At 37.3% G+C, this 14,291-nt stretch carries 12 protein-coding genes; 6 read left to right on the top strand and 6 right to left on the bottom strand.

The features are described 5' to 3' along the window. The first annotated feature begins 123 nt into the window (after positions 1–123). Together addB and addA are read left to right on the top strand one after the other, a co-directional pair. Entirely contained in the window at positions 124–3,639 is a 3,516-nt protein-coding gene (gene addB, locus NQ185_RS05025; RefSeq protein WP_257580479.1) for a helicase-exonuclease AddAB subunit AddB, read from the top strand. Beyond that, positions 3,617–7,369, top strand: coding sequence for a helicase-exonuclease AddAB subunit AddA (addA, locus tag NQ185_RS05020; RefSeq protein ID WP_257580478.1), 3,753 nt, complete (start codon positions 3,617–3,619; stop codon positions 7,367–7,369). The genes addB and addA overlap by 23 nt, the downstream gene beginning before the upstream one ends. A gap of 87 nt (positions 7,370–7,456) precedes the next feature. On the opposite strand, the gene NQ185_RS05015 is transcribed toward addA, so the two are convergent. From NQ185_RS05015 to NQ185_RS04990, 6 genes are all read right to left on the bottom strand, one after another. Further along, positions 7,457–7,675, bottom strand: a complete 219-nt coding sequence (locus tag NQ185_RS05015) for a spore germination protein (RefSeq protein WP_257580476.1) — start codon at positions 7,673–7,675, stop codon at positions 7,457–7,459. 5 nt (positions 7,676–7,680) lie between these two features. Further along, positions 7,681–8,088, bottom strand: a complete 408-nt coding sequence (locus NQ185_RS05010; RefSeq protein ID WP_257580475.1) for a spore germination protein GerPE — start codon at positions 8,086–8,088, stop codon at positions 7,681–7,683. A 5-nt stretch (positions 8,089–8,093) separates the two neighbouring features. After that, the gene (locus tag NQ185_RS05005; RefSeq protein ID WP_257580474.1) at positions 8,094–8,282 is read right to left on the bottom strand and encodes a spore germination protein GerPD; all 189 of its coding nucleotides are present in this window, start codon (positions 8,280–8,282) and stop codon (positions 8,094–8,096) included. 5 nt (positions 8,283–8,287) lie between these two features. Next, the gene (gene gerPC / locus NQ185_RS05000) at positions 8,288–8,890 is read right to left on the bottom strand and encodes a spore germination protein GerPC (protein WP_257580473.1); all 603 of its coding nucleotides are present in this window, start codon (positions 8,888–8,890) and stop codon (positions 8,288–8,290) included. 20 nt (positions 8,891–8,910) lie between these two features. Continuing rightward, positions 8,911–9,096 (bottom strand): spore germination protein GerPB, encoded by a 186-nt coding sequence (locus NQ185_RS04995; protein ID WP_373370780.1) that lies wholly within the window; start codon positions 9,094–9,096, stop codon positions 8,911–8,913. Positions 9,097–9,189: 93 nt separating this feature from the next. Continuing rightward, a complete protein-coding gene (locus NQ185_RS04990; RefSeq protein WP_257580471.1) occupies positions 9,190–9,411 on the bottom strand; it encodes a spore germination protein in 222 nt (73 codons plus the stop codon). Positions 9,412–9,545: 134 nt separating this feature from the next. On the opposite strand from NQ185_RS04990, the gene NQ185_RS04985 reads away from it, so the two are divergent. The 4 genes from NQ185_RS04985 to NQ185_RS04970 all read left to right on the top strand — a co-directional run bounded on the left by NQ185_RS04985 (position 9,546) and on the right by NQ185_RS04970 (position 14,270). Next, complete coding sequence (locus NQ185_RS04985) at positions 9,546–10,748, top strand: DUF418 domain-containing protein (protein ID WP_257580470.1); 1,203 nt, start codon at positions 9,546–9,548, stop codon at positions 10,746–10,748. Beyond that, on the top strand, positions 10,729–11,625 hold the full coding sequence (locus NQ185_RS04980) for a fumarylacetoacetate hydrolase family protein (protein ID WP_257580469.1): 897 nt from the start codon (positions 10,729–10,731) through the stop codon (positions 11,623–11,625). Before NQ185_RS04985 ends, NQ185_RS04980 begins: the two co-directional genes overlap by 20 nt. A 119-nt stretch (positions 11,626–11,744) precedes the next feature. Then, positions 11,745–12,116, top strand: coding sequence for a YisL family protein (locus NQ185_RS04975; RefSeq protein ID WP_257580468.1), 372 nt, complete (start codon positions 11,745–11,747; stop codon positions 12,114–12,116). A 108-nt stretch (positions 12,117–12,224) separates the two neighbouring features. Continuing rightward, a complete protein-coding gene (locus NQ185_RS04970) occupies positions 12,225–14,270 on the top strand; it encodes an EAL domain-containing protein (protein ID WP_257580467.1) in 2,046 nt (681 codons plus the stop codon). The last annotated feature ends 21 nt before the right edge of the window (positions 14,271–14,291 follow it).

Genomic DNA, 14,291 nt, shown 5'->3' with positions numbered 1-14,291 from the left:
AAGGTTGCACGCTTCAGTAATGGTAATGAATTCAATCACTAACTAAAGATTTTTATTTTAGGATCATATGTTCGATATGGTATAATAACTATAAATTGTATTTACTTAAAGGGGTTGGGAAAATTGTCGCTTCGTTTCGTCATTGGGCGGTCAGGGACAGGGAAAACTGCATTGTTCCTGGATGAAATTAAAGAAAAACTGATGAGCCATCCCGATGGTCACCCTGTTCTATATATTGTTCCGGAACAAATGACGTTTTTATCGGAGTATCGTTTAGTTAATACACCTGGATTATCGGGAATGATTCGTACACAGGTGTTTAGTTTCACACGTCTAGCTTGGAAAATCCTCCAAGAAACGGGAGGAGCAAGTAGAAATCACATTTCCAGTATTGGTTTAAATATGTTAATTCGAAAAATCATCGAAGACAATAAAGATGATTTAAAATTGTTTAAAAAAGCTGCTGATAAAAAAGGATTTATCGAGCATATTGAACGAATGCTTACTGAATTTAAGCATTATTGTATTTTACCCGAGGATCTTAAAAAATCTAAGGAAGAGCTTGTTTTTAAAGCATCCACTCGAGCCCTTGCGGATAAGTTGCATGATCTTGAACTAATCTATAACAAGTTCGAGGAATCACTCATCGGTAAATACACTAATTCAAATGATTTTTTACATTTGCTTGCTGATTCGATTAAGGATTCAAATTACTTAAAGGATGCAGAAATTTATATAGATGGATTCCATAATTTCACTCCACAGGAAAAAAGAGTGATCGAACAATTAATGAAATATTGTAGAAGGATATCCATTGCTCTCGTTTTGGATCGTCCCTACAAACATGGTGTAAAGCCGGACGATCTAAATTTATTCAGATTAACAGGGGAAACGTATTCTGATTTATATGAAATGGCTCTTGGAAACGGCATCTTATTGGAAGAGGATGTTTTTCTTGCTGAAACACCAAGATTTCAAGATGAAGGGTTACAGTACTTGCAGGCTCGGTTTGATAAACGTCCAATCAATTCCGTGCATTATAGGCCGGCAATTGAAATAAGAGAAGCGGCAAATAGGCGTGCAGAAGTTGAAAGCACAGCAAGAGAAATCCGCAGGCTAGTTATGGAGGAAGGTTATCGTTTTCATGATATTGCTGTTTTAACGAGAAATGGCCAAGAATATCAGGAGATGATGGAAACTGTTTTTTATGATCATGAGATTCCTTTTTTCGTTGATCAAAAACGCCCGATGTTAAATCATCCACTCATTGAATTGATCCGCAGTTCACTTGATATTATGAAAAGCAATTGGAGATACGAACCGGTGTTTCGAGCAATTAAGACAGATTTGCTTTTCCCTGTAGGCTCCGATATGGAAATGCTAAGGGAACAAATGGACAGGCTCGAAAATTATGTACTTGCAAACGGGATAAAAGGTGATAAATGGATTGATAAAAAACCTTGGAGCTACAAGCGTTTCTTCGGACTTGAGTATGAAGTATCACCACAAACAGATGCCGAAAAGAAAATGGAAGAGGAAATAAATGAGTCGCGAAATCTAGTCGTTGTACCCCTTTTGCGATTTTCTAGAAGGTTAAAAAAAGCAAAAAGTGGACGTGAGCTATGTGAAGCAGTTTATTTAGCGTTGGAGGAATTAGACATTCCAACCAAACTAGCAGAAAAAAGTAATATTGCCGAAGAAAAGGGCCAATTAGTCGTTTCGAGAGAATATGATCAAGCTTGGAATGCGGTTATAGATTTACTTGATCAATTTGTTGAAGTGATGGGTGATGAGCTAATCTCGATTGAAACGTTCATCGATATTCTCGATTCAGGTTTGGAATCTGCGAAATTTTCATTGATACCGCCCGCTATTGATCAGGTGTTTGTTGCAGACTTAGAATTATCCCGACTTTCAAACATAAAGGCTTCCTTTGTTATTGGCTTAAATGATGGTGTTATACCTGCAAAGCAAATGGATGAGGGGACATTGTCAGATGAGGATCGTAGTGAATTAAGCGGGATAGGGCTAGTGCTAGCCCCGGGTGCTAAAGAAAGACTACTGGATGAGGATTTTGTCGCATACAGGGCTTTTACAGTTCAAGAGCAGCGTCTTTATTTATCGTATCCACTTGCGAATGACGAGGGAAAGGGATTGTTGCCCTCTCCTTATATAAAAAGATTAAAAGAGCTTTTTCCAGAAATAAAAGAAATAAGTGAAGTAAACGAGCCGAGTGAACTTTTAATGGATGAGCAATTTGCATATGTTTCACATCCAAACACTGCGATAGCCTATTTAACGGCTCAATTGCAATTAAAAGCACGAGGATATCCAATCGCTGATTTCTGGTGGGATGTTTACAATTTTTATATGGAGAAACCTAAATATAATCAAAAAGCCAAAAGGATTCTTTCAAGCCTATTTTATAAAAATGAAACGAAAACACTATCTGAAAAAACAAGCAAAGAATTATATGGTGATGAAATGCTTGCCAGTGTATCAAGAATGGAGCTTTTTCACGGGTGCCCTTTTTCCCATTTTACGTCACATGGACTTCGATTGCGTGAAAGGGAGATTTATAGGTTAGATGCACCACATATCGGTGATTTATTCCATGCAGCGCTAAAGTGGATTTCAGAGGAAGTGGATAGAAACGGACTCGCATGGTCTAGACTTACGAAAGAGCAATGTGAATGGCTCGCGAAGAAGGCTGTAGAACAATTTGCACCAAAATTGCAAAATCAAATTCTGCTTAGCTCGAATCGACATTTTTATATTAAGAGGAAGCTTGAACAAATTATCGGGAGAGCATCCTACACACTAAGCAGCCACGCCAAAGTAAGTGGGTTTTCACCTGTCGGATTAGAGCTTGATTTCGGGCCGTTTAAACAGTTGCCTCCACTCGCCTTTACGTTGAAAAGCGGGATAAAGATGCAGCTTCAAGGTAGAATCGATCGAGTCGATAAGGCGGAAAATGAAAATGGAGTATATTTACGCGTCATCGATTATAAGTCCAGCTCAAGAGCTTTGGATTTGAATGAGGTATATCACGGTCTTGCATTACAAATGCTTACTTATTTAGATATTATCATCACTCATTCACAAAAATTGATAGGTGCGGAAGCGACACCTGCGGGCGTTTTATATTTTCATGTCCACAATCCAATGATTACGAGTGAAAAAATATTGACATTGGAGGATATTGAAAATGAAATGTTGAAGGAATTTAAAATGAAAGGGATGTTGCTAGGTGATCCCGATATCATTCGCCTTATGGACAATTCCTTGGAAACTGGAACTTCAAACGTTATATCGGCAAGTTTAAATAAAGATGGAAGTTTGTCGGCAAAATCTCAAGGAAGTTCTGCTAGTGAAGAAGATTTTAAAACATTAAGAAGGTTTGTTCGTAATCTTTATCAGGAATCTGGAAATCGAATTATTCAAGGTGATGTCGATATTGATCCGTATAAGCTAGGAGACAGAACACCTTGCCAATTCTGTTCATATAAATCTGTTTGCCAGTTTGATCAATCATTAGAAAATAATCGTTTTCGCATTATTCCTCAGCAAAACTCTCAAGATGTATTTGCTAGGATTCGAGAGGAGGGAATTAACCTTGAAAACAATCATTCCGACTAAGCCAGAGCATGTAACATGGACAGATGATCAGTGGAAAGCAATTATGGCGAAAAATCAAGATATTTTAGTTGCAGCCGCTGCGGGATCGGGGAAAACGGCCGTTCTCGTGGAACGGATTATTCAAAAAATATTAGAGAGTGAAGATCCGCTAAATATTGATCAATTGCTCGTAGTGACTTTTACGAATGCATCTGCTGCAGAAATGAGGCATCGAATAGGTGAGGCACTTGAAAAGGCTATAGATCAAGATCCATTATCATCACATTTACGAAGGCAGCTCGGTCTTTTGAACAGTGCAGCCATCTCCACCTTGCATTCATTTTGTCTTGAGGTTGTAAGGAAATATTATTATATGATCGATATCGATCCTGGTTTCCGAATTGCTGATCAAACGGAAGCTGACCTGCTTCGCGATGAAGTTCTCGATGAACTTTTCGAAACGGAATATGGGGAGCAAGGAAATGAATCATTTTATAAGCTTGTTGATACATTTTCGAATGACAGAAACGATAGTGCCTTACAAGAGTTAGTTCTTAAGCTTTATGATTTTTCTCGGTCCCATCCAGATCCATTTAAATGGCTCGATCAAATAGTAGAAATGTATGATGTGACGGAAAATACGAATATAGAAAACCTTCCTTTTATCGATATATTAAAATTTGATATTCAGCTTCAATTATCAGGAGCGAAAGAATTGCTTGAGCAAGCGTTATATATATCAAAAACTCCAGGAGGACCTGCAACAAGGGCGGAAAATTATGTAGCTGATCTTTCAATCGTGGAAGCGATGGAACGAGCAGCTGGCCAAGGTTGGGATCTTCTATACGAAACAATGAATAATTGGAGTTTTACGAGAGCCAAAACATGCAAGGGCGATGAATATGATCCAGACTTAATAAAGGAAGCTGATGAGCTAAGAAAAGCTGCCCGGGGAATACTGGACAAGCTCTCAAAGGAGTTATTTTCTAAAACTCCCGATAAGTTTTTAAAAGATATGCAGGAAATGAAACAGGTCCTTTCCACATTAGTTGAGATTGTTAAAAAGTTTTCACGCATTTTTGAAATGGAAAAAGCGGAAAAAGGACTAGTCGATTTTTCGGACCTGGAACACTTATGTCTTGAGATTCTGATGGATAGTGAAGAGGGGAAGAACGAAATTATTCCCTCTGAAATAGCCCTAACCTATCGAAATCAGTTTAAAGAAGTACTTGTTGATGAATATCAAGATACGAATATGGTTCAAGAAACTATTATTAAGTTGGTATCGAAAGATAGTGAGTTTGACGGAAATCTCTTTATGGTTGGAGATGTAAAGCAATCGATTTACCGTTTTCGTCTTGCTGAGCCTAATTTATTTCTCGGAAAATATTTGCGCTTTACGAGTGAGGGAGAAAATACAGGCTTACGGATCGACCTTTCCCGCAACTTCCGCAGTCGGGCAGAAGTACTTGATGGTGTGAACTATTTATTTAAACAGATCATGGGGCAAAAAGTGGGGGAAATTGAATATAACCGCGATGCAGAGCTCGTAAAAGGCTCGGGTTACTCAAATGAAGAGCCATTTCCGATTGAAGTTGCCATCATCAATCAATCCGATGATGAAACATTACAAGAGGTAGAAGCAACTGATGATGTTTTAGATCAAAATGAATTAGAACAAACGAAATTGGAAGCCCGTTATATGGCAGATACAATTAGGAAAATGATTGACGAAGAGAACCCTATTTACGAGTTAAAAACAAAGAGTGAACGGCCCATTCGCTATAAAGATATTGTCATTCTAGTTCGTTCACTTAGTTGGGCGCCGGATATAATGGAAGAATTCAAGCATGCAGGTATACCAGCACATGTTAATTTATCAACTGGATATTTTGATGCTACTGAAGTAGCGATTATGATGTCCTTACTTAAAATCATTGATAATCCTGATCAAGATATACCGCTTGCGGCAGTTCTCAGATCTCCAATTATAGGCATATCAGAAGATGAGCTAGCCCATATCCGGTTGCAATCAAGGAGAGGTAGTTATTACGAAGCAGTAAAATCGTTTATATCAAATATTCCTGATCATGAATTTGCTAATGCTTGGGAACGGGTTTCTGACTTATTTAATAGACTTCATGAGTGGAGAAGCATGGCCAGAAGCGGGGCTTTATCAGAACTGATTTGGCAGCTTTACCGCGACACAGGATTTTATGAATTTGTCGGTGGACTTCCGGGTGGAAAACAACGGCAGGCGAATTTACGAGCTTTTTACGACCGAGCCCGTCAATATGAAAATACTTCTTTTCGGGGGTTATTTCGTTTTCTAAGATTTGTTGAAAGAATGCGAGAAAGAGGAAATGATTTAGGGGCGGCACGTGCTCTTGGAGAACAGGAAGATGTCGTTCGGATTATGACGATTCACTCAAGCAAAGGTTTGGAGTTCCCTGTTGTTTTTGTCGCAGGGACTGCTAGAAAGTTTAATATGAGAGACTTATACAGTAATTATATGTTTGATAAGGAGTTTGGGTTTGCGTGTAAATTTGTGAACCCTGAAAAACGCATTTCATATTCTTCACTTCCACAATTAGCTTTAAAAAGAAAGAAAAAGATGGAACTGATTTCTGAGGAAATGCGTGTACTTTATGTTGCTTTGACAAGGGCGAAAGAAAAGCTATTTTTGGTCGCTTCTGTTAAAAACATTGATAAAGAAATGAAAAAGTGGATGAAGGCGATGAATCAATCAGGGTGGCTCTTATCAGACCATGATCGTGCACAAGCCAATTCCTACCTTGACTGGATTGGTATGGCCCTTATAAGACACGAAGATGGAGAAGAGATTCGCGGAACGGGCAGAGGAGAGCTGGATAACGAAATAGCGGAACATCCTTCACGCTGGAAAGTTAGAGTGTTGTCAAAATACCAATTTGATCAAGATATAGAGAACGAACATAATGGAGATGAAAATTGGCAGGAATCTGTCAAGAATGGAAATGCGATCGAGAGTGAATCGCCGTACAAAGAGGAAGTTATCTCGCGACTATCATGGGAATATGCTTATCCTTTTTCGACCAAACGAATGTCTAAACAATCCGTATCCGAGATTAAACGAATGTTTGAAACAAGAGATGAAGCAAGTGCTACACAGTTAATGAAAAAGGATAGCAAACTGCAATATGATCGTCCAAAGTTTATGAGTGAAAAGGGGATTCTAACACCTGCGGAACGAGGAACAGCGATGCATACGGTTATGCAGCATATTCCGCTTGATGAGCATCCGACAATAATATCGATAGAGATGTTATTAGAGGAACTAAACCAAAAAGAAATCCTCACTTCCGAACAGGCTGAAGTAGTCTCAAGCGAACAAATAATTCAGTTTTTTGAAAGTGAGATTGGTCAAAAAACAATTTTAGCTAAAAAAGTTCATCGTGAAGTTCCGTTTACAATGGGGATCCCAGCGCGAGAAGTTTATTCTGACTGGGATGGACTTGATGAAAAAGTGCTTGTCCAAGGAATCATCGACTGTATTATTGAAGAAAAAGATGGGGTAATTTTACTAGATTATAAAACAGATGCGATCCAAGGTAGATTCCCTAATGGATTTTCACAGGCAAAAAAGATTCTCTCTAGACGTTATGAAACACAATTGAATTTTTATGAACAAGCCATTGCTGAAATTTGGAAAAAGCCAGTAATCGGAAAATATTTATATTTCTTTGATGCCTGCGAGTTTTTAAAACTATAATGCGCCAAATTTTAAAATATGCTTATAAAGCATATGGTGGTTTACTCCATAATAGAAAAGCTGGGTCAGCCAATACTGGACCCAGCTTTAATTATTTCCTATTGTTGGTTGATCAACTAAGTTTGAATCGACAACAGGATTTACGCTAGCTCCATTTAAGGTAACAATAAATCCACCGGTATTACCGGATCCCGATCCCTCACTTGTTTTGGAAGCACTTTTCGGTGAAATAACCGCAACATCCCCGAAATGAACTACTCCACCGCCAACATTAATAATTTGAAGTGGTCCTATTATAGCCGGCATTAAAATCAGTCCCTTCGTACTTCTACTTTCGTTCTAGGGTGCATCGCCTGACCAGTAAGCTGGCGTATATGGTCTACCCTTGCCTCTTTATGAACGTGTTCTGTATTTCCGATTTGTACAACGCTTGCTGTGGATATCCCCTTTATGGAAATTCTTCCAACACGTATATTAGGGTTTTCGTGATATTTTCTAATATAAGGTGGGGGAATCGGAAGTGGCGGGAGTGGAATTTGCTCAAACCAAATGCGCGGCTTGTAATCTGCTTCCTTCCCAAGGTAAAGTTCTTGCTGACGTTGAACCGCAAGGGCTTGGGTTGCTGACCGTATTAGAACAGAATCACCTAGTTCCAATACTGCGTCTGAAAGAATGCTATAAACAAGTATATGCTGAACTACCGAATTTCGTCCCCACATTTATCTCACCCCGAAGTAATGGGGACAGTAATAGGCTGAAATGGTCCAATAATTAGAGATTCTGCTGGTGTGTCAAATGTAGAGGCTAGTTGAATTGTGTTTGCATCGCCAACTAAAAGCAATGAGGACGTCGTTACCCCGATCACATGTATTTCTCCAACATTCAATTCCCGGTTAATGACATTGAGTTCCATAGCGATTATTTTTCTTCCTTTCTATTAAGAGGCATTTGTGCTATGAAGGTGTAAACACCATTGTTTATATCAGCAACAATTGTTTTGTACATTTTTTCAAAGAGCTGTTCTTTCGTTAGTTCCTCATCCGTTCTTGTAGTGAAAAAGTGAAGATAGTGTTCGGCGCGTGTCGGCAATTGTTTACGTATGTCTTCTTTTATTAAATTGAAATAGGATTCCTCTAACTGAATGCCGATTTGGCTTTCTGAATCGTGAATGATTGTTTCCAATTGTTGGTCAACATATTGATTTAATTTTTCAAGGACTTCTTTTTTCATCTGATCGTTCTTATCTGATGGTTTTTTATCCCTCATATTCGGTACTGCAGAAAAATCATCGATATTATTCAAATCTGCTGGATTCAACCCAATATTTAATGTACCCTCCAATGTTTCCACTTTTAATTGATCAAATTTGTATTCCAGCCTTTCTACGGTTACAGAAGGCTTTTCTTGTAATTTTTTTATATCTGCGGATAATTGAGCCATGGTTGTTTGCAAGCGATTGATTTCCTGTTGTTGCCAAACGACATACTCATGTAATTGTTTAAGAAATAAAGTAAGATCCATGTCATCTCCGCCTTTTGATTTTATAGTGGTACGAGAATTGGATGTTCGATTGCTTCACCAAGAGCTGTTTCCTTTTCTGCTGCAATTGTGGAAGGAGCCGCGCCTGTGAAACCACCTGTATTAAATAAATTGGAAGCCTCTGTAATAATTCCTGTTGTTCCAATTTGTAGGACAGAGGAGTTTGTAATTCCTCCAATCTTTATCATATGAATATGAATTGATTGTTGAACATTTATGACCAATGATGGTCCCTCCCATTGGAAGTATCTTTTGCTGGCATTACTATTATTCAATTACACTTATAATGTAAATCCTATTCCTTGATCCACCAAATCTGCGTCAAACGTATTTGTGGAAGATAATTCATTAATGACTTTAACTTGATCTGCCGTATTAAATGATCCTGCTCCGGCAAAAACCTTAGTGGAAGATATGGGATGGATTTGAAATACATCTCCTATGTTAAAGACACCTGACGATGAGATATTCACAACTTGAACGGCACCTACAAAAGCTGGCATCGCCGTTCACATCCTTTATATTATTGAGTCAATCATACTTTATCTTATGAAAAGCGAAAGGATTTGTGATTAAATGGCCTAGAAGTTACAATAATGAATGATACATTAGGGATGTAGGGGAGAATGGAGAAATTATGAAACAATCGTTGGGGCCAATTCGGCCGGAGGAGCGTATTCACACTCTAGACGTACTTAGAGGATTTTCATTGCTGGGAATTTTACTGATTAACATGATAAGTTTTCAATCACCAATGAGTTATTATAATCCGTATGAATGGTGGCAATACGATGATGCGCGCCTTTATATGTGGCTGGATATATTTGTTCAAGCAAGCTTTTACCCCATATTTGCGATGATGTTTGGCTACGGAATGGTCATCATGAAAGATCGGCTGAATGAAAAAGGTTTTTCTTTTTGGAAGGTTAGTATTAGACGATTAATTGTATTATTGTTTTTGGGGATTTTCCATGCCTTTTTGATATGGTATGGTGACATTTTAATAACGTATGCGACGATGGGACTTATTTTACTTTTATTTTTAAGATTGTCAGGTCCAATGTTATTAGGGCTAGGCGGAATTCTTTATTTATTGCCACAGCTGTTTTATGGTGCCTTAATTATGCTTTCTACTTTATTTGGTTCTGACTCTCTTGCTGATTTCGTTGACATTGTGAATTTACAGCAGTCATCTGAAATTTATGCGAACGGGTCATTTTGGGAGATTACAATGCAACGTATCGCTGATTGGTCAATGGGTAATGGACCAGCAGAATTTTTTCTATATCTTTTTATGATATTACCTTTAATGTTGCTTGGCGCTGGTGCGGCTAAATTGAAATGGCTGCAAAAGGCGAATGATCAAAGAAAAAAGTGGATAACCATTCTAACTATAAGTTTGCCAATAGGATTAGTTGTAAAATTACTGCCGTTATTGATTGAACCATCTATAAGCATTCAATATATTCAGGACATGATTGGAGGACCATTACTAGGGATAGCTTACATAGCAATCATTGTCCTGCTCATGTCATATAATCTCATAGGAAAATTATTAAAACCAATCGCATCTGCTGGAAGAATGTCCATCACCATTTACTTAAGCCAGTCTATTATCGGTACACTTATCTTTTACAATTATGGACTTGGCCTATATGGTCAAATGTCGATGGCAACCGGTACTCTGCTTGCTTTTGCAATTTACGTTATTCAAGTTATTATTGCGGAAATGTGGTTAGCAAAGTTTAAGCACGGTCCGGTAGAAAAATTGTGGAGAATTTTAACATATGGGAGACAAAAGGGAGAACGGAGCGAAAAAAATGAAATTCGTGTCATTTAAATTAAAAAGTGAGGAAAGATTCGGCGTAGTTGATATTGAAAAGTCAAGTGTATGGGATCTTATTTCTATTTCCAAAGATAGTGGGATATTGTGCCCCGTATCATTACTCGAAGGGATTGTGGAAAGTGAGCAGTTTATAAATAGAGTTGAGAAATTAATAGAATGGGGGAAAAATGCGGACAACGAATCGTATTTCATCCCACTTTCTGAAATAACATGGTTGCCTCCAATTCCAAAACCTACAAAAAATATTATGTGTGTTGGTAAAAATTATCGGGAGCATGCCATTGAGATGGGCAGTGAAGCGGACATACCAGAACATGTCATGGTATTTACAAAGGCGCCCACAACGGTTATTGGTCATAATGATCATATTGATGCCCACTCAAAAATTACGGAACAATTGGATTATGAAGGTGAATTAGCTTTAGTCATTGGCAAAAAAGGCAAAAACATATCTCAACAAGATGCACTGGACTATGTGTTCGGTTATACCATTTTAAATGATGTGACCGCAAGAGACATCCAACAGCGCCATAAACAATTTTTTATAGGGAAAAGTCTTGATGCATCATGTCCAATGGGTCCATGGATTGTCTACAGTGATGAAATTAGCAACCCAAATCGTTTACATATTACAACAAAGGTGAATGGAGAAATTCGTCAAAACTCAAATACTGAGCATTTTATTTTTCCAGTTGAAGAGGTTATTTCCGTCCTTTCGCAAGGAATGACACTTGAGCCAGGTGATATTATTGCAACTGGCACTCCGGCAGGGGTTGGAAAGGGCTTTAAGCCGCCAAGATTTTTAAAGCAAGGGGATGTAATAGAAATAGAAGTAGAGGGTATAGGCAAATTGAACAATATTGTGAAATAGAAACATTATAGCTGTGGAGTCTATGTAATTTATGGTAAGATGAGAGAAATATTGCCAACTAGGACTGTATAAAGAAAAGCGTACACTAATTCTTGAGACCAATTAAGGAGGAAGTTTATATGTTTGATAATACACATGCACATATTACAACGTGGGCAATTGCCATCATATTATTCATTACTGCTGTCTTGTTGCACAAAGCAGGAAACAAAAAAGCAACGAAAATAGTACAAATGATATTACGTGTCTTTTATTTATTAATTATTGCTACAGGAATAACATTATTTGCAAGACATAGCAGCTTTGACCCAGCTTTATATGGAGTAAAGTTCCTTTTTGGAGTAATCGTTATTGCCATGATGGAAATGGTTCTAATCCGTTTGAAGCTAGATAAAAAAACTGGGGTATTCTGGTCAATTTTAATTATTTCTTTTGTGATTACATTCTATTTAGGTGCAAAACTACCGTTGAACTGGAACTGGTTTGCTTAATAAAATGTATTAATAAATGTAAAAGCCATACTAATTGGTTTTTACATTTTTCTTTTAATGACTTTCAGGCAATTCTTCATTAAAATAAAGATAGGATAATGCCTGATTATGTCGAAAATGATAGCGGTGGTGAAAGGCAATTTGATTAAGTCATATACCTACATATATAAAGACAAAAATGATTTACTTAGTTTTATGAACATGAATAATTTCTCAAGCAATGAATTATTCGTTATCAAGTCGTATTTACCAGATTGGCCGCGTACAGAAATCAATCAATTAAAGAGGTTTCTTCTAAATTTCTTACCAAATTCCGTTTTTATAATAGTAAATTCAACAAATGAAGAAGAAGCTTCTTTGACATTTAATCAATATGGATCGATAGCTGGGTCAATCATTAATGAAAAAAGCGATCATTCCGAAAATGACTCGCAAATGGCCGATTTACTTAATCTAGCAACTAATCAATATATAAATTTGTCTAAAAAATATGATGAAATAAAAGAATACTTTTATTCAATTGTTGAAGGTATTCCTGATATTATCTTCACTACTGATTTAAAGGGATGCTTTACAAGTGTGAATGAAGCTTTTAAAGATACATTCGCATTAGGAATGGATGAATTAAAGGAAGAAACGGCACTTACATATGTTTCATCAAAAGAAATTCCAATTAAAAGATATTTCATACGAGCTGTTAGGGGAATACCTGTTCAATTTGAGCTCAATATTAAAGTGAAAACAGGCGAAATAGCAACTTTTATCATGCATATGATTCCAATCACCGTTCGAAATAAGACAGTTGAAATCTTTGTTATAGGACGGAATATTACAAAACAACGAAAAATAGAGAAGAAAATGGAGAGAATCGCCTATTTCGATGAAGATACAGGCCTTCCTAATCGCCTGAAATTTGATGAAACTCTTCAAAAAAGGGTTAAAAAGGCGAAAAAAGGAAATGACCATTTTTTAGTCATGTTTTTAGATTTGGACCGTTTTAAAACGGTAAATGATATGCTCGGGCACAAGTCAGGAGATAAAGTATTAAAAGTACTAGCTAAAAGAATTTCATCAGTTATTCCAAAATTAGCTTATTTAGGAAGGTTTAGCGGTGATAAATTTTCAATTATTTTGCCTGAAGGAACGAAATCCGATGTAGCAATGGAGATTGGACAAGATATCTTGCAATCGATTCAAATGCCATTGCACTTTGAAAATCAAGAGTTGTACGTGTCGGCAAGTATTGGAATTAGCTCTTATCCATCGGATGGCACTGAAAATGTAGAATTACTGAAGAATGCAGATGCAGCATTGAATCGCGCAAAACAACAAGGCGGGAGCTCGATCGTTTTTTTCGCTGGGGAAATGAATAAAGAGACATGGCAAAGAATAGAGATTGAGCGAAGTTTACGAAAAGCACTAGAAAACAACGAGTTTTTTATTGCCTATCAGCCAATTATCGATGTAAAAACAGGCAAATTATCTACTTGTGAAGCATTGCTCAGATGGGACCACTCCGAGTATGGACTAATTCCGCCGATGCAATTTATTCCAATAGCAGAAGAAATAGGATTGATTCATTCATTTGGAAACTGGGTCTTAAAAAATGCTTGCAAGCAAACGAAGAAGTGGCAAGAAAAAGGCTTGAAAGATTTAAGTGTTTCGGTAAATGTTTCAGCATTTCAATTCCAGAATCGGCATTTTATAGAAGAGGTGAAGGCAGCACTTGATTACTCAAAACTTGACGCAAAATATCTGCATCTGGAACTAACAGAAAGTGCCATGCTAAACCATACAATGGATGCAATTAATACGATGCATATATTAAATGAATTAGGTGTTAACATTTCCATCGACGATTTCGGAACGGGATATTCTTCATTAAGCTATTTAAAACAATTGCCTATCCATAGATTGAAAATTGATCGCTCGTTTATTAATCATATTAAAACAGATTCCCCGGAATATGCGATTGTAAATGCCATCATGACGATGGGGCATGGTTTGGGATTGAATGTCGTAGCTGAAGGAGTAGAGACAAAAGAACAATTCACTTTACTGAAACAGCTGAAATGCGATTATATACAGGGATACTTAATTGAAAAACCGATGCCGCCAAAAAAATTTGAGGAATGGTATTATAAAGCAGATTGAATGTCAAAGCTATATCATTAA

The organism is Lederbergia panacisoli (assembly GCF_024626525.1).
In the GTDB taxonomy this organism is placed as follows: Bacteria; Bacillota; Bacilli; order Bacillales; family Bacillaceae_C; genus Lederbergia; species Lederbergia panacisoli.
The sequence above is the reverse complement of the archived record's forward strand: the minus strand, read 5'-3'. Positions and strand labels throughout refer to the sequence as shown.